We start from the raw sequence: 19,208 nt of genomic DNA, 5'->3' as shown, positions 1-19,208 counted from the left end.
ATTTTGTACATTTTTAAATTCCCGAAAGTGTGCATTCTTATAGTAGCATTTATACTAAAGGGACAAAATTGATTTTCAAATTAGAACGAAAATAACCGAATGTTACAAACAAAAACGTTCGGTTATTTTTATTATTTTTTGTATTTTATTTCTTTCTCTATTTTCTAATTATTCATTCTTTGTGTTTTCAATTATATAACGTTCGTGTTTTACACGTTTTCATAATTAGAAAACGAATTTATTTTATGAAAATTCGTTTAAAAATGTATTTTTCAATACAAATCTCTTGTAATTATCGTTCGTATTTTGTATGATTGTACTTGAGGTTGAGAGTTCAATCTTGTAAAAACCATATCTTAGGGGGATATATTTTATGAAGAAGTCTTTTTGGTCAAAATTAGCACTTGGAGTATCAGCAGCAGCATTACTTGCCGCTTGTTCAAGTCAATCAAGTGATTCAGGTTCTAAAGGTAGTGGAGCTAAAAAAATTGATACATTAAAGGTTGCATTTGTACCTTCTCGTGATCCAGAAGCGATTGTAACGGCTACTGAACCATTAAAAGAATTATTAAAGAAACAATTAGCTGATGAAGGTTATACAGTTAATAATGTTGAAATCAATGTTGGTACAAGCTTTGATGCAGTAGGGGAAGCTTTAGCATCAGGTACAGCAGATGTTGGTTTCATTCCTGGTGGTACTTATGTATTATTTGACAAAGAGGTAGATGTATTATTAACAGCAACTCGTTCTGGTTTAGAAAAAAATTCTTCTAATGCAAAAGATTGGAATGATGGTCAAGAAACAAAACGTTCTAAAGATCAAGTTACTTCATACAAAGGATTAGTAATTGCTGGACCAACAGAAAAAGGGAAAGCAATCGCTGAAAAAGTAAATAGTGGTAAAGATATTTCTTGGGATGATTTAAATTCAGCAAACTGGGGAGTTTTAGGAACTTCTTCTTCTTCAGGATATATTTATCCTACATTATGGTTACAAGATAAATTCGGTAAAAACATTTCAGATTTACAAAATGTTGTTCAATCTGATTCTTATGCTTCATCTGCAGCTCGTTTAGCTTCAGGACAAATTGATATTATGGTTGGATATGCTGACTTACGTTCTGACTATGCTAAAAAATGGACAAGCGAATATGGACGTTCAGAAGAAATTTGGAAAGAAACAAATGTTGTTGGTGTAACTCCAGATATTTATAATGATACAATTTCAGTAAGTAAATCTTCTCCAATTGTAGACGACGCATTCAAAGAAGCTTTTGCTAACGCAATGATCAAATTAGCTGGAACAGATGAAGGTAAAGAAGTAATTAAGATTTACTCTCATTCAGGATATAAGAAAGCTAATGCATCTGATTACGATAAAGAACGTGAAGCTCAAAAAGTTCTTAAAAAATTAAAATCAGGTAACTAAGGAAAGAAATGATGATCAAATGAGGGTTAGGAGCGAATCCTGACCTTTTTTTGAGAAAGAGGACAGATATGATTAAATTTGAAAATGTTTCAAAAACTTATCCCAATGGTGTTAAGGGGTTAAAAAATATTAATTTAGAAATTGAACAAGGTGAATTTGTTTCAATTATTGGTTTATCAGGAGCTGGTAAATCTACATTAATTCGTACAATTAATCGTATGATTGAAATTACAGAAGGAACTTTAACAGTGGATGGTACAAATGTATCTTCATTAAAAGGTAAATCTCTTCGTAAATTCCGTAGAAATAAAGTAGGGATGATTTTCCAATCATTTAATTTAGTAACAAGAACAACGGTTATTAAAAACGTATTAACTTCTATTGTTCCTGATATTCCATTTGTTCGTTCATTATTTGGAATTTATACAAAAGAAGAAAAATTACACGCATTAGAAGCTTTAGATAAAGTAGGGATTGTAGATAAAGCTTTTATCCGTGCTGACCAATTATCAGGTGGACAACAACAACGTGTTGCATTAGCTAGAACATTAGCACAAAATCCTGAAATTATTTTAGCAGATGAACCTGTTGCGGCATTAGACCCAATTACTGCTAAGCGTGTAATGGAAGACTTTAAAAAGATTAATCAAGAGTTAAATATTTCTATTTTACTTAATATTCACCATGTGGAATTAGCTTTAGAATATGCAGATCGCATTATTGGTATTCGTGATGGAGAAATTGTTTATGATGGCCCAAGTAGCCAAGTAACGAAAGAAGTATTAGATTTAATCTATAAAGGAAAGGCGGAGGAGTTACATGAAGGATAATAAACTCTTCGCTTCAAAAGAATTTACGTTAAAAAATGGTACTACAGTGACTGAGCCAAAATCAAAAGCTATTTTTGTCGTCATTGGTCTGTTAATTGCAATGTATTTTTCAGCTAAAATTACTGGATTTAATTTACATACCATTTTAACACGTGGTGTTCAATTCTTTGTTATTATTGGTCGTATGTTTCCACCTGCCTGGGAATATTCAAGTAATATTTGGCAACCATTAATTGATACGATTAAAATGTCATTATTAGGATCATTATTAGGATCTATTTTAGTAATTCCATTTGCCATTGTAGCTTCTAGTAATATTATTAAAAATAAATGGATTATTAGTTTAAGCCGTTTATTTTTAAGTGTGGTTCGTACATTACCAACTCTTGTAACTGCCTTAATTGCAACTTATATCTTTGGATTAGGAACAATGGCTGGTACATTTGCGATTGCAACTTATACATTTGCATACTGTGGTAAACAATTATATGAACAAATTGAAACTGTAGATATGGGAGCTTTTGAAGCAGCTGAAGCTTTAGGAGCAACAAAAGGTCAAGCATTTACAAGTGCAATTATTCCTCAAATTTTACCAACTTACTTAGCAAGTTCATTATATTGCTTTGAAGGTAATGTTCGTTATGCATCTATTTTAGGATATGTAGGTGCCGGTGGTATCGGGATTATTTTAAATGAGAACCTTGGTTGGCGTGAATATGGTAATGTAGGGATGATTTTAGTAACATTATTCTTTACTGTAGTCATTATTGAATCAGTAAGTTACTACTTACGTACGAAATTAACATAGAAGGGGAGTTAAACACATGAATGAAGCAGTATTAAAACAATATGAAAAAGCTCCTCGTACATGGATTGTTCAATTAGGCGTTTTATTCTTATTCATTATCATTTTTGCATGGTCTGGATCAACGATTGAATTAAGTAAAATTCCAGAAAATGGATTACAAATTTCTCAAAGTATTTTACAAGGGATTGTAACTCCTGAAACATCCTTATTGTTAAACTTTACAACGAAAGGTGTTCCATATTTATTATTAGAAACAATTGCAATTGCATTTCTAGGAACATTAGTAGGAGCAATTTTAGCAATTCCATTTTCATTTATTTCAGCAACAAATATTGTACCAAAGCCAGTTGCAATTATTGGACGTACAGCAATTATGGCTATTCGTACGGTTCCAACTTTAATTTACGGATTAATGTTTATTCGTGTAACAGGTCCTGGTGCCTTTACAGGGTTGCTTACAATGTCTGTAGCATCGATTGGGATGATTTCTAAATTATATATTGAAGCTATTGAAGATTTGGATTACAAGATTTTGGAATCATTAGATGCTAGTGGATGTAATTTCTATCAAAAAATTCGTTTTGGGATTTTGCCACAATTAATTCCGGCATTCATTTCAACAGTAATTTATCGTTTTGATATGAACTTAAGAGATGCGACTGTTTTAGGGATGGTAGGTGCCGGTGGTATCGGTGCTCCGTTAATCTTTGCTATGACAGCTTATAAATGGCATGAAGTAGGGGCTATCCTATGCGGATTAATTGTATTAGTATTAGTCATTGAATACTTATCAACGAAAATTCGTACTCATTTAGCACGTGGGTAAATTAAAAAAGCATGAGGGCTTATCCTTCATGCTTTTTTTCTACTTTTGAAAACATTTTATGAAACAATGGAGCTAATGCATATCCCATTAACGAAATTCCAATAATTCCCATGAAATATAAGACCGTTTCTTGGAAAATACTAAATCCGATTAAAATAACTGGAATTGCCAGAATAGCAACAGCTTCCTTTAAAGAAATAAAAATAAATAAATAACCATCACGAATATAACTCTTAATCGTACCAAAATACTGAGTTCTTGCTAACGAAATAAAAATTGCAGTGATCGTCATACATAGGAATAAAAAGAAAATTATCGCTAACATCATGCCAAAAATATTCTGAAAACTATACCAAAATTGAATCACATATACAGTAGCTGCAATGATTGCTGTATAAATTAAAGAAACAGCAACACGAACAAAGAACAAATGTTTCAATTCATTCCAGAACGTTTTCACTAAATAACCATCTTCATTTTCAGAAAACTTCATCATTGTATAAAACAAAGCCGCCAAAACAGGCCCAATCGTAACAATAGGAATACTAATTACAATTACAAATAAGTTCAACAAAATAAAATCCGCCAACATCGTAGCAAATCTCCAAAAAGGACTTTCCTCATTAAATTTCATCCAAAACCATCCTTTAACAAATAAAATACAAAACACATTATACGATTAACCCCAAAATTAAGCAAGCTATCGTACATATAAGGTAAATATTTGGCACAGTATCAGAAGTTCTTAACTGATTACGTAAAAAGTGAGAAATAATGGATACAGTAGCTAAAGTAAAAGAATCATAACTGATTCTTTTACAGGGAAACTTTGAGACCCAGGCTCAAAGTTTAGCCATGAGACTCGCAAAGCGAGGCTGCTGGCGACCTAGCTACAGTTAATCCATTATTTCGAACAACATCTATGTTTACATAATATATATTAAAGAAAGTTACCTATATAAAATTATTCCAATCCTCCACCACCATCAAAACCAACAAAAAAGGACGCCCATCACGAACGTCCTTCTTTTATCTATTAAACATTAGAAATATCAATTGATTGTCCAATCGACAATAAACATAACATACGTTTTGTAACTTTCTTTTGATAACTTGTTTCTAACGCTTCAGCATATAAATTCAATTGCTGTTTATACTTATCAATGACTTTCTGTATTCCTTTTTGTGTAGGAACCACATGATCCGTCTTATAATCAAATAAGATAATCTCGTCGTCTAATTCCACAAATCCGTCGATAATCCCGTGAATTAACATCGAATCTTCATTATCTGGTAAATGCTTAAAGATACGTTTTGCTGTTACAACATGTGAAAATGCTTGTTCACGGTTTAATAATGCTTGATGTTCCTGTATCCATTGTCCAAATTCACTTTGGAAGAAATGATAAACTTGGTCAACTGGAATTACTGCAGCAACTTCTTTTTCTAAAAATTGTGTCTCAACTAATTGTTGAATCATTTCTTGAATAAATTCAGGGGTTATTTCCTTCGTTAAGTCTAATTTTTGCATTAATAAATGTAAACCGCTTCCACGTTCTGCAGCAGAAACTTTTTGTTTACTTTCAATAAAGCTTGGTTTTGCTAATTCAGACGTTAAGTAAACATATTGTTGAACTGGTTTATCTGATTGTTGAGTTTGTTCTTCTAAATGTGGTAATTGTTTCACATCTGGTTCTTCATTCATTCGTTTAATTTCAGATACACTCTGATAACTTGCAGTTGTAGATGCTAATAAATAAGGATACATTTGTTTTAATTCTTCTAGTAGTTTTGGAAGATTTTTAACTGTATTCCCTACTGCTTGCTTTTGTAACCACTCTTCTTCATTTATTGAAGCTGTTTCAGTTTCTTGTATCCAATTGAGCGCATTCTTTTTAATTTGTTCAAATTCAATCACTTCTTGATGGAATGGAACTTTATCCTGCTTTCTAAATGTGGCCATTAAAATCCAAGTTAAATAATTATCGACATGATAACGAAGAGCAAATGGTAATACTTCTTCATTCAAATCATCGATCATAGAATGTTCTTCTTTAAATTTTTCAAAATCTTTTAAAGAACCGACAATAATGAGTTTTTCACGTGCACGAGTCATTGCTACGTACAATTTTCTCATTTCTTCAGATAGTAATTTATTTTTTTCTGCTTTATATGCCATGACATATGGAATCGTTGTATACTGAATTCTTTCGGGAAGTTGTAAATATTTCACTCCTACTCCTAATTCATCACTACGAATGGCTTGTTGACGAATATCTTGTTGGTTAAATTTCTTTCCAGCATTCATTAAAAATACAACTGGATATTCTAATCCCTTACTAGCATGAATCGTCATGACACGTACTGCATCTTCTTCATCAGAAATTTGAGTAGGTTCTTCTAAATCTTGCTTTTTATGTTGCATTTGCTGAATAAATCGAACAAAATTACGCAAACCTTTAAAGCTAGAATCTTCAAAATCTTTCGCATACTTGTATAAGGCATGTAAATTCAACACACGTTGCTGTCCCACAGATTGCCCATGTACATATGTTAAATAGTTCGTATCCATATAAATTTGCCAAATAAGCGTACTGATGGATTGATGATTCGCAATATCTCTCCAAGATTCTAATTGCGCTAAAAATGCTTGTACACGGTCTTTTAATTGCTGTTGTTGAGCACTATCGTAATAATTTACTTCTTCTAGTTTAAAATACTCCACAAATTGAACACAAGCTTCATAAAACGAACAAGATTTATTGTGTTTTCGAATATGAGCAAGAGCTATTTCATCTAATCCAACGATTCCTGAACGTAATACGGCTACAAATGGAATATCTTGAGTAGGATTATCAATAATTTTTAACGCTGACATCATAATCGCAATTTCTGTTCGTTTAAAATACTGAAGATTTTTTTGCACTAAAACAGGAATTTGATATTGTGTAAAGATTTCCTCAATTAATCCATTATTGGATTTTGTTGGCGCTAAAATAACGATATCTTTATATTGTATTGGTCGTTTTTTCGGATGTTTCTTTGTACTTTCTTCATGCATGATTTCGAATTGATTCGCCATCATTTCTTTAATTTTACCTGCAATAAAATGAACTTCTGCAGTAGCTGAACTATCAATCATACTTTCTGTCTCTGATTCAGATGTTTCTTCTTCCTCATCGTTCAAATTAGAATTTTGAATAATATAGCACTCGCTAAATTTATCCGTATCCTCTGAATAAAGTTTATTTCCAGTTTTTAGCGCTGCATCATCGTCATAGTCAATTTGACCTAATTCATGGTCCATAATTTGTCTAAAAATTAAGTTGGTAAAGGACAATACTTGATCTCTAGATCGGAAGTTTTCAGCTAAAATAATTCTTTTTCCACCATTTTCATCTGCATAGGCTTCATATTTATCTCTAAATAAAGATGGATCTGCTAAACGGAAGGCATAAATCGATTGTTTCACGTCTCCTACCATGAAGAGATTATTCTCTTTAGCCACACTTGTCAAAATTGCTTCTTGAACACGGTTTACGTCTTGGTATTCATCAATTAAAACTTCCGTAAATAGTTCTTGATAATATTTTTTAGCAATAAGAACTCCATTTTTCTCAGTAGAAAGAATTGCTAATGTATCATGCTCTAAGTCAGAGAAATCAATTTTGTTTGAAGTTTTCTTTTCTAATTGGAAAGCTTCATAAAATTTTAAGACAACTTGAGATAAATGCAACATCATTGGATAAATATTTCTTAAATGCTTCATTTGAATCTCAGGAGACTCGAAAAAGGCTGTTGCTAATAATTGATCTTCCCAATGTTTCTTTAGGCTATCTCTTTTACGTTTAATGGCCTGTACTGCTTCTCTATCGGTAGTTTCATCTTTTTTAGGAACAATTGGGAAACGGTCAAAACTTACTTCTTGTGCTAATGAATACGCTGCTGTGTAATTACTACTTTCAAATGCTGCATACACTTCTTGAATTTTTTGTGCATCAGCTTTAACGACCTTTTCACAGTTTTCAAATTCGGTTACTTCAGCTAATTTAATTAACTCATCATAGGCAGAAACTAAATACTTTAATTCTTCGACAATATAAGATGCAAATTGATCCTTAATAATAGGAATATCGCCGTATTCATCCTTTGTTTCATATAAATCTGCTAAGGAAGAAATCCATTGTTTTGGATTTGGTTTTGAACGTGAAAAATCATATAGTTGATAAACTAATGTTGTAAATCCATCATCATTACGATCGCTAGAAAAATAGCGCATTAATCCATCCATCCAAGAATGTTCTTCTAATAATTCATCTTGTATGTTTCGCCATACTTTTTCTTTTAATAAAGTCCCCTCTACTTCATTTAATAGTGAAAATACAGGGTCTAATTGACTTAAATAGAAATAACGACGAATAACTTTCATACAGAAACTATGAATCGTAGAAATCGTTGCATTTGGTAATAAACTTAGTTGTTTAATATACATATGCTTCTTAGTAGTATCTGTTTCTTTTGTAATAGCTTTTTCTAAATTTGTACGCAAACGTTCTTTCATTTCTTTTGCAGCGGCTTCAGTAAAAGTCACAATTAATAAAGAATCAATATTAACTCCATCTTCGATATATCCCATAATTCGGTCGACTAATACTTTAGTTTTTCCTGATCCGGCAGAAGCTGAAACTAATAAATTATCGCCTCTTTGCCAAATTGCTTGCCATTGTTCTGGAGTTGCTTCTACACCCTTTGGTTTAACTGGTATCACCCACTATTCCTCCTTTCCGTCAAGTTTATTTCTCATCCAAGTTAAGTTCTCTTGAAGAGGCATTTTCGTTAAAAATTGATAATTATTTTCTGGATTTGTTGCATCAAACATTGAAATTACACTGAATTTTCCATTGACTGAATCTGCATATTCTTTTAATTCATCAAATGGGGCAATTTGATTTTCTCCATTTAAAATTCGTTCTCCTGCAGTTTTCAATTGATAGAAAACAAAGTCCATTAATAAATTGATATCATCAGGGGCATAGACTTGGCTAGTTGCCTTATATTCTCCATCTTTCTTAACACCAAATGGTAATACAATAGAGTCTCCTGCTTCAAAATCAGGTTGAACTTGTTGCAGAACTCCTAAATCATTTGTCAATAATCCAGATAATTTATATTTCTTCAGACGAGTTTCTTCAAAATCTGGACCTGATTTCAGATCTTTAGCATTAAAGCTTGGTTGAAAAACATGCATATATAATCCACCATAAGGCGTCACAGTTTTCTTAAATTGGTCAGAAACAATGTTTCTAGCGACTGATAAGTAGGTTAATAGCTGTAATTGAATCCCATAACGTAATCGATTAATATCAAATTTTTGAGCTGAAGATTTATAATCGACAATTCCTAAGTGGTAACCCTTTTCGGTTTCTAAAAGGTCTATACGGTCAATTTTTCCACGAATAAATAACGATTGAGTATCGTTCAATGGGATTTCAATTTTCTTATCAGATTTTGCTCCAAAAACAACTTCTGTTTTCCAAGGTGTTACTTGTAATTGTTGTAACTGCAATAATGCTGCTGATAATGTTTGTCGAATCGTATCTTGTAGTAGCACTTTTGTCCAATTCATTCTTGGTGTAGCATTTAAAATTTGGAATCTTGCATCATCATTCATAGAGTCAAAAATTTCTTTTAATACTCCTTCTGTTGTAGCTGCATCTATAGCGCGAATATCCAATTTCAATTCATGAACTTTGCGAATGAACTGGTCAAATGTTTCATGGAAATATTCCCCAGATCCAGCTGCTGTTAATTCAAACTCTCTACGCTCTCGTACATTTAACCCATATTGTAAGAAATGACTAAATGGATCCTTATAAAAGGTTTCAACTTGAGAAGTTGATAAGTATAACTGATTTCCGTATAATTCAGATGCTAATTCTTTTGGTAATTGCTTTGCAATATTTAAATGGAATACACTGTCCACTAATGTATGATACTCCTGTTGGAAATCTTTATCCTGTCTTAATAAATGAGGTAAAGCAATCCAAATAGATGGAATATCTTCTTCTTTTGAAAATTTATACTGACGGAGTTTTTGTAATAAAGTCGTAAATAATTCATGAATCGTTACAAACTCGCCCTGTTCAAATCGTTCTTGTTGCTTTTGATTGCCATCTAATGTAGTAATTTCATATTGATTTAAAATACGTTCTACAAAACTAGAAGGTTTTAATTTAGCTCCTTTATCTGTATGATGCATCGATAAGTATAACTTTTCAGTTGCTGAAGTTAACACTTTATAAAATAAAAATGGCTCTACTGATTGTTTTTGAATGGTTGTTGGATGTAGAAAACGACCACTATCTAATTTACTTAATAAATACTCTCTTTCTTCATCTGTCATTAAGCCACTCTCCTCTTCCATTCGAGGAAGGACGCCTTGCGATAAACCAATCACAAAAGTAACCTTTTTAGGAGAATAACGAACAGAATCGATTCCCGTACAAGTTAATTGATCTAAAGTAGATGGAGCCATATTATAGTGTGTATGTTCGAATCCGGTATGTAATAATAATTGGAAGATTTCCCAATCAAACGGTTCATCTCCAAAAATATAAACATACTCTTCTAATAATTTTAAAAATTCATTCCATACTTGATCTTGTCTTCGAGCCGTTTGGATATCCCCTATATTAGCAGCATGATTTCTCCAATATAAGAATGCTTCCGTTACACCAATTTTTTCTAATAATTGATATAGGAGAGTTATCGCTTCTTTTGTTGTCTCAACTTTATCCAATTTCTTATAAAATGGTTCTAATAAAGAGACGATTTGTTCTCGTAGTTCTTGTGCTTGTGTTAATTGTTGATGAACTAGCACTTCTCTGCTACTTAAGCTATCTTCATCAATATTTTCAACTTGATAATTCCATATTTTGCTTGAAATCCAATCTTTTCCTTCATAGCCTTGAGCTAGTATAATTGTTTCTGTTTCATCTAATTTTTGACGGTAGTGAATGAGCGCCTCTCTTAAACTTTCTTCCTCATTATCTTTACCGTTTAAATTTGCTCGATTTAAGGGCCAGAAACAATATTCACTTCTTAATAGGTTCATAATGTCATGATAACGCCAAAAATGCTTCTGGATAGCAAAAATCGCATCTAGTACTTGAATGAGTGGATGATGCTCCATTGTATCGGATAAATCCATGAAATAAGGAATTTGATACGTTTCTAATAAAGGTTGTAAGAGCGTTTGTTGTTCTTCTAAATTTCTCGATAAAATTTGAATATCTTGGTAACGATATTTACCACTATCGACTAATGTTTTAATCGTTGCTAATGTTTCTTGGATTTCTTGACGTTCATCTTCATAAGTCGTCCACTGTAAAGCTTCAATTTTTCTTGATGTACGATTAGAAGAAGTTTCAAGACCTCCACTTGTTTCTAGCCAATATTGTTCGAGTTCTAAAAAGTCAGGATGATAAGCGCTATTCTCTTCATTTAATTCTTTTAAAACAGGATTACTTTCATCAATCATTAACCAATTTAGTAAACGAGAAATTAATTGACGGTTGGAATCAAATAAACTAGATTCTAGTGTTTCTTTTTGTTTAAAAGCATCTGTTGTTGCAGTAGTATAAAACTCTACTCCTCCGCATGATTTCACTAAAGCATCAATTACTTCTAATTCCATCGCATTTAAGTGATACGATTGATCAATTACGACATAAGTATTGGATAAATCCATCAATGAAATTTCTTGTGCTAATATTTTTAATAAATCTTCCGATTGAACAAAATCTTGTTTTAAATACTCTAAATAATGTTTATATATGATGCCAAATTCTTTCAAACGTTGGTCAATTTCTTCGTAAGAATCCTGTTCAAACCACCCAGAGAAATCCTCTACTTCGATTCCTCCTAAACGAAATTCTTGCATGACAGCAGATAAACGTTCAATAAATCCTTTATGACGAGATTCCTTATTAAATAGTACTAATTCATCTTGATATTCAGATAATATTTTTTGTAAAATCATACAAATTCCAACTTTGGATAATGAAGGACGTTGCAATGCAGCATGATCTCTTAAAAAATACCATGCTAATCGTTTAAAACTATAAACTTGCATTTTCGTTACTGCATATGAATTCTGTGGTTGTTGCAATAATTGCCCCACTTGTTGAATCATTTCTAATTCTGCAGAAAATTTAATATGATCTGGTACAAGATAAATAACTTGATTCATGCTAGATTGTTTTAACCAATCTGAAATTTTTGTAGCAATATGCGAAACTTTTGCAGTTGTTTCTTTTGTAAGAATGACTTCGAAACTCATAAGAACCTCCAATCGTTTATTCCCTTTAACTTAACCATATAACGATGAATTTGTAAACAAAAATAAAACGATTTTTCTACTTGTAGCCTCGTACTACGAAAGAAAAATCGTTTTAAAAATTTAATGATAAAGTTAATATCTTACCCAACTAATTGTTCTAAAATGTCTGGACGGAAACCAAAGAATGGTTCAATTCCATCAGCTACAACAACTGGTAATGATTGGAACCCCAATGCTTTCACTTCTTCCAAAGCTTCTTCTGATTCAAACACATCTTTAACCACAAATGGTACTTGATTATCCTCAAAAAATTGTTTCGTAAAGTTACATTGCATACAATTTGGTTTTGAATATAGTGTAATTTGACGATTTGACATAAACATCTCTCCCTTTTCTTTTATACAGGTAGTATGATACCTCATATTAGAATGAAATACAATATATTGTGCTTAATTTTTTTATTTTATTTTTACAAACACAATATATTGGGATATAACTGTTATAGTATAACGCCTCTAAACCTTGATATAAAGGCAAAAACAGCTTTAAGACAGATGAAAAATAAAAAGCTAAGCACTATATTTTGTACTTAGCTTTTACTATCTATACTTCTATTCTGAATCTTTCATTCTTTTAATATTTGTAGCATAAATTGCTGTGCCAATAGATGCAAATACTGCTATCATCTTTTTATCATTGAAAAAGACAGTAAAGACAACTACTAAATAAATCAAAAATAAAATTGTTACAATAACACTTCTTTTTTCCATAACCCTGCCACCTAATTATTATGTAATCTTGGAAAAATTATATCATAAAAGAAACGGATTAGTACACACTTGTATCAAAGCCACGGTTAGTTATATAACCATCTTTTTCCCAAATATTTTTCTTTTTCTTCTTCGTTTGCTCTTCAACTTTTTGTAAATCTTTTAACAGCGTTGTATTCGGTGGATGAGCATATCCTACCCTTGCTAAACTTTCTTCTACTAGAGTTTGTTGTAATAATTTCCCATCTAAATAAACATACATTAAAGCACGTCCATATTTATCAGTATAATCCCCTACATCAAAAATGCCTTCTACCTTTTTAGCTTTTTTTAGTAACTCTTCTGTTCTTTGTTTTGCTTGATCTGCAAATGGTTGAGCAGCCTTTCCTTCTTTAGCTGTTTCTGGCGTATCAATTAGTAATAAACGAATTTTAAACTCTTTACCATCTAAACGAACATGAAATGTATCTCCATCCGCTACTTTACCAACTTCGAGGATATATTTTTTTGATTTCTCATAACTAGAAAAGTCTATATTACTTTCCACTTGTGTTTGGTTAGTATTCGATTTATTAGAAGTTTTCTTCTGATTTTTTGAGAAAAATCCAAGACCAGAAATAATTAGGATAAGGACTAATATCGCTAACTTAACCAATAGAAATTGTTGTTTTTTCGTTAATTTCATAAAATCTCCTTTCAACAATTCAAAAAATAAGTGACAACAAATCTATTAAGTATACTAAGATTTGTTGTCACTTAATGAATTATACTTCTAATAATTCTTTTTCTTTCACTTGTGCTAAATGATCAATGTTTTTAACACTGTCATCTGTTAATTTTTGAATATCTTTTTCATATCCACGTAAATCATCTTCAGTGATTTCTTTATTTTTTTCAGCTTTCTTTAAATGCTCAATAGCATCACGACGAATGTTACGAACACTTACTTTTGCGCCTTCAGCTTCTTTTCCTACTTGTTTAGCTAATTCTTTACGACGTTCTTCTGTTAATTGTGGAATGACTAAACGAACAACACTACCATCATTTGTTGGAGTAATCCCAATATCTGACATTAAAATTGCACGTTCAATATCTTGTAAACTAGATTTGTCATAAGGTGTAATTAAAAGCATACGAGCTTCAGGAACCGTTACAGAAGCTAATTGATTTACTGGAGTTGGAACTCCATAATACTCAACTTGCAGGCGATCTAAAAGACTTGCATTCGCACGACCAGCACGAATTCCGCCTAATTCGCGTTGAAGCGCATCTTCAGTTTTTTTCATACGTTCTTTAGCATTTGCAATAATTTCAGTTGCTGTCATATTATTTCCCCCTTACAGTTGTACCGATATTTTCACCAAGAACAACTCGACGAATATTTCCATTTTCATTTAAATTGAAGACAACTAATGGAATATCATTATCCATTGATAATGAACTTGCAGTAGTATCCATTACTTTTAGTCCTTTTTGAATGACATCTAAATGTGTTAATTCATTAAATTTAATTGCATTTGTATCAATACGAGGATCCGCACTATAAACACCATCGACATTGTTTTTAGCCATTAAAATAGCATCTGCTTCAATTTCAGCAGCACGTAATGCAGCAGCTGTATCTGTTGAGAAGTATGGATTACCAGTCCCCCCAGCAAAAATTACAACACGTTCTTTTTCTAAGTTTCTAATCGCTTTACGACGAATGTAAGGTTCAGCAATTTGACGCATTTCGATTGAAGTTTGAACACGTGTAGGAACTCCAATGTTTTCTAATGCATCTTGTAATGCTAATGCATTCATCACTGTTGCAAGCATACCCATATAGTCTGCTTGAGCACGTTCCATACCTACTTCTTCTCCTGTTACACCACGCCAAATATTTCCGCCACCAACAACGATTGCAATTTGAACGCCAAGATCATGAACTTCTTTAATTTCTTTAACAATTTCCTTAATAGTTGGAGGATTAATACCAAAACCAGTTTGGCCTGCTAATGCTTCTCCACTTAATTTTAATACCACACGTTTATATTTAGGTTCAACCATTGATAGGACTCCTCTTCTTATACATTTCCTAGTGAATTTAGTCTAAAAAAAAGGGGAATAGAGGGCAGCTTCCTACCTTATTCCCCACTAATTGAAATCAATTATTTTTTAACTTGTCCCATTACTTCTTCAACGAAGTTGTCAACACGTTTTTCTAAACCTTCACCAACTTCATAACGGTGGAATAATTTAACAGAACCACCTTTAGAAGCAGCAAATTTAGAAACTGTTGTATCTGGATCTTTAACGAATGGTTGGTCGTTCAAGCTGATTTCAGCTAAGAATTTGTTTAAACGTCCAGCAATCATTTTTTCAACGATATTAGCTGGTTTACCTTCGTTTAATGCTTGTTCTGTAAGAACTTTTTTCTCATGTTCTAATTCATCAGCAGAAACTTCTGAACGGTCAACATATTTAGGATTGATTGCTGCAACGTGCATAGCAATGTCTTTAGCAGCATCTGCATCTGTAGAACCTTCTAATACAGTTAACACACCGATACGTCCACCCATGTGTAAGTATGCTCCGAATGCATCTGCATCAGATTTTTCAACGATTTCAAAACGACGTAATGAAATTTTTTCTCCGATAACTGTAGTTGCTTCAGCAATTACGTCAGAAACTTTACCTTCTGGAGTAACGATTTCTAAAGCAGCTTCTAAGTTAGCTGGTTTGTTAGCTAAAATTACTTCTGATAATTTTGCTACTAATGCTTGGAATTTGTCGTTTTTAGCAACGAAGTCTGTTTCAGCATTTACTTCTAATACAACTGCAACGTTTCCATCTACTAATACGCTTGTAATACCTTCTGCAGCGATACGGTCAGCTTTTTTAGCTGCTTTTGCTAAACCATTTTCACGTAAGTAGTCAACAGCTGCATCGATATCTCCTTCAGTTTGAACTAATGCTTTTTTAGCATCCATCATCCCTACGCCAGTCATGTCACGTAGTTGTTTTACTAATTGTGCTGAAATTTGTGCCATTTCAATTTCCTCCTAAATGTTATAAATTTACAAAAAATATTTTTAAAAAAAGCTGTTTGGATGAAAGATTTCTTTTTCGATTCCAAACAGCCTACTGGTTAGTGATTATTCAGCGTTGTCGCCTTCAACTAATTTTTCAATATCTTCTAATGAAGTATCTTTATCTAAGTCTTCTTCGTCAACTGCTACGTCTTCACCTTGGTTACCTTCAACGAATGCATCAGCCATTTTAGCTACGATTAATTTAACCGCACGGATTGCATCGTCATTTGATGGAATAACAACATCGATTTCATCAGGGTCACAGTTTGTGTCAACCATAGCAACGATTGGAATGTTTAATTTGTGAGCTTCTTGAACTGCAATGCGTTCTTTACGAGGGTCAACGATAAACATTACATCAGGAATGCGTGGCATATCTTTAATACCACCTAAGTATTTTTCAAGTTTGTCTAATTCTTTTAATAGAACACCAACTTCTTTTTTAGGTAATACATCGAATGTACCGTCTTCTTGCATTTCTTTAATTTTTTTCAAGCGGTTGATACGTGTTTGGATTGTATCCCAGTTAGTCAACATACCACCTAACCAACGATGGTTAACATAGTATTGACCAGTACGGATTGCTTCATCTTTAACAGCATCTTGTGCTTGTTTTTTAGTACCTACGAATAAAGCAATACCTCCGTCTTGAGCAACTTCACGCATGTAGTTGTATGCGTCGTCCACTAATTTAACGGTTTTTTGTAAGTCGATGATATAGATACCATTTCTTTCTGTGAAGATGTATCTCTTCATCTTAGGGTTCCAGCGACGTGTTTGGTGACCGAAATGTACACCAGCTTCTAACAATTGTTTCATTGAAATAACTGCCATTTTTGTTTTCCTCCAATTTTGGTTTTATTTTTCCTCCCCAATTTTCATCGACAAGGGTACTTATTCCTAAGCACCACCCTTATCATCCAATTAGGTGTGAAATATGGTTTTTATACCGTTAGTTATATTACACTAATATGAATTAGAATGCAACTATTTTGATACATTCCTTATACTTTTTTTAAAGTAACACATTCCTCATCGTCCACTTCATGTAATTTCACTAAAATTTCCTCTTTTTTAGAAGTTGGAATATTTTTTCCGACATAATCTGGACGAATCGGTAATTCACGATGTCCTCTATCAATTAAGACTGCTAAACTAATCGTTTTTGGTCTACCGTATTCCATTAGTGCATTTAATGCAGAACGAACTGTTCTACCAGTAAAGATGACATCATCTACTAAAACGACATTTTTTCCATTTAATGAAAAAGGAATATTCGTTCCATTAATAATTGGATCTACCGTTGGATCTGGTTCGTGACGATCATCTCTATATAATGTAATATCAATTTCACCTAGTAAAACAGATTGATTTTCAATGGATTCAATTTTCTTTTGAAGTCGTTTAGCAATATGAACTCCTCTAGTTTTAATTCCAACAAGTACTAAATCATCAACTGACTTGTATTGTTCAATAATCTCATAAGAAATTCTCGTCATTGATCGATTCATCGTTTCTTCATCTAATAAGAATATTTCTGACATATCCATACTCCTCTACTGTAATTCTTGAATCTTTTCTTCAAATTCTTTTGGTAATGGACTTTCAAAATATAGTTTTTCTTGTGTAATTGGATGAACGAATCCTAAAGTCTCCGCATGTAAATATTGCCCAAATTCTGTTGCATTTTTTCCATTTGGATGGTACATCGGATCATTTAAAATCGGATGCTGAATAAAATCCATATGGGCACGTATTTGATGAGTTCTTCCAGTTTCTAAATTTAATCGTAACACACTTGTGTCTTTTAACGCTTGGATGACTGTAAAATGAGTAATCGCTTGTTTTCCTTCTTTTTGAACACAACGTTTTAGACGATTATGTGGGTCTCTAGCTAATGGGGCATCCACCGTTCCTGTAATATGTTCAAAACTACCTTCCACAATTGCCACATAATTACGAGTCATGGAATGATCCATTAATTGATTCGATAAACCAATATGAGCTTGTGGTGTTTTTGCTACAACTAATAATCCAGATGTATCCTTGTCAATTCGGTGCACAATTCCCGGACGATAGGTTTCAGAACCCTTGGATAATTGATCCACGTGGTAAAGTAATGCATTTACTAAAGTTCCAGTTGAATGTCCCTTAGAAGGATGTACAACCATTCCACTTGGTTTATTAATGACTAATAAATATTCATCTTCATAAACAATTTCTAATGGAATATTTTCTGCAAGAACCGTTAATTCTTCCTCTTCTTCAATTTGAATGGTAACATGGTCTCCTTCTTTTGCTTTATAGTTCGCTTTAACAATTTCTCCATTCACCGATACAAACTCTGATTTTAACCATTGCTGAATGACTGAACGAGTATGAGATAATTCTTGGGTTAGAATTTTATCGAGTCTTTCACTTTTTTCCAATGATAGTGTTAATTCAATGATCTTATTTTCCACTTTTTTCCTTCTTTCTTTCGACAATTAAAATATATAAGAATAATGCCGCTACCCCAACAGTTAAACAAATATCTGCAATATTAAAAATTGGGAAATCGATAAATTCAAATTGAAACATATCTACAACAAATCCTAATCGAACACGGTCAATAAAATTTCCTAATGCTCCAGCTAATAACAAACTATACGTTGTCAATGCAAATTTTGATTTTCCTCTTTCTTGAAACATTAAATATAAAATCGCAGAAACTCCAAAAGCTGTAATAATATAGAAAACAAATTGTTGTCCTGCTAAAATTCCCCATGCTGCACCAGTATTTTGAATATAAAATAACTTCACAATACCTGGTAATAATTCTTGTCCTGTATGTAATGCAAAATTAGAAACAATCCATATTTTCATTACTTGATCTGCTGCAATCAATAATAAACTTAAAACTAAATATATAATCATAAAATACCTCTTTCTACTCTCAATAGTTCTATTGTACCTATTCTATTAATCTTCGTCAAACAAGAGAATGTAGAATAGAAAAAATTCATATTTGAACCAAAAATTGTAAAATTATCCCCACTTTCACATGAAAAAGGCATCAAATCAGTTAATAATTTGTATATTTCACAAAAAAACTGTATAATGACAAAGTAATTTGTGTGTCTATAAATGA

General features: G+C 32.3%; 17 protein-coding genes. 4 read left to right on the top strand and 13 right to left on the bottom strand.

Going from position 1 to position 19,208, the window contains the following annotated elements; translation table 11 throughout:
- The first annotated feature begins 373 nt into the window (after positions 1-373).
- The 4 genes from RWL86_RS02825 (at position 374) to phnE (RWL86_RS02810) (ending at position 3,893) form a co-directional block, all read left to right on the top strand.
- Positions 374-1,429, top strand: a complete 1,056-nt coding sequence (locus RWL86_RS02825) for a PhnD/SsuA/transferrin family substrate-binding protein (RefSeq protein ID WP_314077076.1) — start codon at positions 374-376, stop codon at positions 1,427-1,429.
- Between the two features lie 68 nt (positions 1,430-1,497).
- Complete coding sequence (phnC, locus tag RWL86_RS02820; protein ID WP_314077075.1) at positions 1,498-2,259, top strand: phosphonate ABC transporter ATP-binding protein; 762 nt, start codon at positions 1,498-1,500, stop codon at positions 2,257-2,259.
- Positions 2,249-3,067 carry a phosphonate ABC transporter, permease protein PhnE gene (gene phnE / locus RWL86_RS02815; RefSeq protein WP_314077074.1) on the top strand — a complete coding sequence of 273 codons (819 nt, stop codon included), beginning with the start codon at positions 2,249-2,251 and terminating at the stop codon, positions 3,065-3,067. The genes phnC and phnE (RWL86_RS02815) overlap by 11 nt, the downstream gene beginning before the upstream one ends.
- Positions 3,068-3,083: 16 nt before the next feature.
- Positions 3,084-3,893 (top strand): phosphonate ABC transporter, permease protein PhnE, encoded by an 810-nt coding sequence (gene phnE, locus RWL86_RS02810; protein WP_006702648.1) that lies wholly within the window; start codon positions 3,084-3,086, stop codon positions 3,891-3,893.
- A gap of 19 nt (positions 3,894-3,912) precedes the next feature.
- Here phnE (RWL86_RS02810) and RWL86_RS02805 read toward each other — a convergent pair whose 3' ends face one another.
- From RWL86_RS02805 to lspA, 13 genes are all read right to left on the bottom strand, one after another.
- Entirely contained in the window at positions 3,913-4,527 is a 615-nt protein-coding gene (locus RWL86_RS02805; protein WP_314077073.1) for a DUF624 domain-containing protein, read from the bottom strand.
- A 402-nt stretch (positions 4,528-4,929) separates the two neighbouring features.
- Positions 4,930-8,661: a helicase-exonuclease AddAB subunit AddA gene (gene addA / locus RWL86_RS02800; protein WP_314077072.1), complete on the bottom strand. Its 3,732-nt coding sequence runs from the start codon at positions 8,659-8,661 to the stop codon at positions 4,930-4,932.
- A 3-nt stretch (positions 8,662-8,664) separates the two neighbouring features.
- A complete protein-coding gene (locus RWL86_RS02795) occupies positions 8,665-12,234 on the bottom strand; it encodes a PD-(D/E)XK nuclease family protein (RefSeq protein WP_314077071.1) in 3,570 nt (1,189 codons plus the stop codon).
- A gap of 140 nt (positions 12,235-12,374) precedes the next feature.
- The gene (nrdH, locus tag RWL86_RS02790; protein ID WP_006702652.1) at positions 12,375-12,611 is read right to left on the bottom strand and encodes a glutaredoxin-like protein NrdH; all 237 of its coding nucleotides are present in this window, start codon (positions 12,609-12,611) and stop codon (positions 12,375-12,377) included.
- Between the two features lie 234 nt (positions 12,612-12,845).
- Entirely contained in the window at positions 12,846-13,004 is a 159-nt protein-coding gene (locus tag RWL86_RS02785; protein WP_314077070.1) for a hypothetical protein, read from the bottom strand.
- 58 nt (positions 13,005-13,062) lie between these two features.
- Positions 13,063-13,689: a thermonuclease family protein gene (locus RWL86_RS02780; RefSeq protein ID WP_314077069.1), complete on the bottom strand. Its 627-nt coding sequence runs from the start codon at positions 13,687-13,689 to the stop codon at positions 13,063-13,065.
- Positions 13,690-13,768: 79 nt separating this feature from the next.
- Positions 13,769-14,329 carry a ribosome recycling factor gene (gene frr, locus RWL86_RS02775; RefSeq protein WP_006702655.1) on the bottom strand — a complete coding sequence of 187 codons (561 nt, stop codon included), beginning with the start codon at positions 14,327-14,329 and terminating at the stop codon, positions 13,769-13,771.
- Position 14,330: 1 nt separating this feature from the next.
- Positions 14,331-15,053, bottom strand: a complete 723-nt coding sequence (gene pyrH, locus RWL86_RS02770) for a UMP kinase (protein ID WP_006702656.1) — start codon at positions 15,051-15,053, stop codon at positions 14,331-14,333.
- Positions 15,054-15,154: 101 nt separating this feature from the next.
- Complete coding sequence (gene tsf / locus RWL86_RS02765; RefSeq protein WP_314077068.1) at positions 15,155-16,036, bottom strand: translation elongation factor Ts; 882 nt, start codon at positions 16,034-16,036, stop codon at positions 15,155-15,157.
- A gap of 105 nt (positions 16,037-16,141) precedes the next feature.
- Positions 16,142-16,912, bottom strand: a complete 771-nt coding sequence (gene rpsB / locus RWL86_RS02760; protein WP_006702658.1) for a 30S ribosomal protein S2 — start codon at positions 16,910-16,912, stop codon at positions 16,142-16,144.
- Positions 16,913-17,082: 170 nt separating this feature from the next.
- Positions 17,083-17,622, bottom strand: a complete 540-nt coding sequence (gene pyrR / locus RWL86_RS02755) for a bifunctional pyr operon transcriptional regulator/uracil phosphoribosyltransferase PyrR (RefSeq protein ID WP_314077067.1) — start codon at positions 17,620-17,622, stop codon at positions 17,083-17,085.
- 12 nt (positions 17,623-17,634) lie between these two features.
- Positions 17,635-18,528, bottom strand: coding sequence for an RluA family pseudouridine synthase (locus RWL86_RS02750; protein ID WP_314077077.1), 894 nt, complete (start codon positions 18,526-18,528; stop codon positions 17,635-17,637).
- Position 18,529: 1 nt separating this feature from the next.
- Positions 18,530-18,994, bottom strand: a complete 465-nt coding sequence (gene lspA, locus RWL86_RS02745; protein WP_314077066.1) for a signal peptidase II — start codon at positions 18,992-18,994, stop codon at positions 18,530-18,532.
- Between the last annotated feature and the right edge of the window lie 214 nt (positions 18,995-19,208).

It is taken from the genome of uncultured Granulicatella sp., assembly GCF_963515095.1.
GTDB lineage: Bacteria > Bacillota > Bacilli > Lactobacillales > Aerococcaceae > Granulicatella.
Note: the sequence above shows the minus strand (reverse complement) of the source record. Positions and strands in the feature narration are given on the sequence as shown.

What these genes read in the sequence shown, in the direction of transcription:
- RWL86_RS02825 (WP_314077076.1), top strand. Translation starts at nt 374, where the DNA reads ATGAAGAAGTCTTTTTGGTCAAAATTAGCACTTGGAGTATCAGCAGCA.
- phnC (WP_314077075.1), top strand. Translation starts at nt 1,498, where the DNA reads ATGATTAAATTTGAAAATGTTTCAAAAACTTATCCCAATGGTGTTAAG.
- phnE (WP_314077074.1), top strand. Translation starts at nt 2,249, where the DNA reads ATGAAGGATAATAAACTCTTCGCTTCAAAAGAATTTACGTTAAAAAAT.
- phnE (WP_006702648.1), top strand. Translation starts at nt 3,084, where the DNA reads ATGAATGAAGCAGTATTAAAACAATATGAAAAAGCTCCTCGTACATGG.
- RWL86_RS02805 (WP_314077073.1), bottom strand. Translation starts at nt 4,527, where the DNA reads ATGAAATTTAATGAGGAAAGTCCTTTTTGGAGATTTGCTACGATGTTG.
- RWL86_RS02795 (WP_314077071.1), bottom strand. Translation starts at nt 12,234, where the DNA reads ATGAGTTTCGAAGTCATTCTTACAAAAGAAACAACTGCAAAAGTTTCG.
- nrdH (WP_006702652.1), bottom strand. Translation starts at nt 12,611, where the DNA reads ATGTCAAATCGTCAAATTACACTATATTCAAAACCAAATTGTATGCAA.
- RWL86_RS02785 (WP_314077070.1), bottom strand. Translation starts at nt 13,004, where the DNA reads ATGGAAAAAAGAAGTGTTATTGTAACAATTTTATTTTTGATTTATTTA.
- RWL86_RS02780 (WP_314077069.1), bottom strand. Translation starts at nt 13,689, where the DNA reads ATGAAATTAACGAAAAAACAACAATTTCTATTGGTTAAGTTAGCGATA.
- frr (WP_006702655.1), bottom strand. Translation starts at nt 14,329, where the DNA reads ATGACAGCAACTGAAATTATTGCAAATGCTAAAGAACGTATGAAAAAA.
- pyrH (WP_006702656.1), bottom strand. Translation starts at nt 15,053, where the DNA reads ATGGTTGAACCTAAATATAAACGTGTGGTATTAAAATTAAGTGGAGAA.
- tsf (WP_314077068.1), bottom strand. Translation starts at nt 16,036, where the DNA reads ATGGCACAAATTTCAGCACAATTAGTAAAACAACTACGTGACATGACT.
- rpsB (WP_006702658.1), bottom strand. Translation starts at nt 16,912, where the DNA reads ATGGCAGTTATTTCAATGAAACAATTGTTAGAAGCTGGTGTACATTTC.
- pyrR (WP_314077067.1), bottom strand. Translation starts at nt 17,622, where the DNA reads ATGTCAGAAATATTCTTATTAGATGAAGAAACGATGAATCGATCAATG.
- lspA (WP_314077066.1), bottom strand. Translation starts at nt 18,994, where the DNA reads ATGATTATATATTTAGTTTTAAGTTTATTATTGATTGCAGCAGATCAA.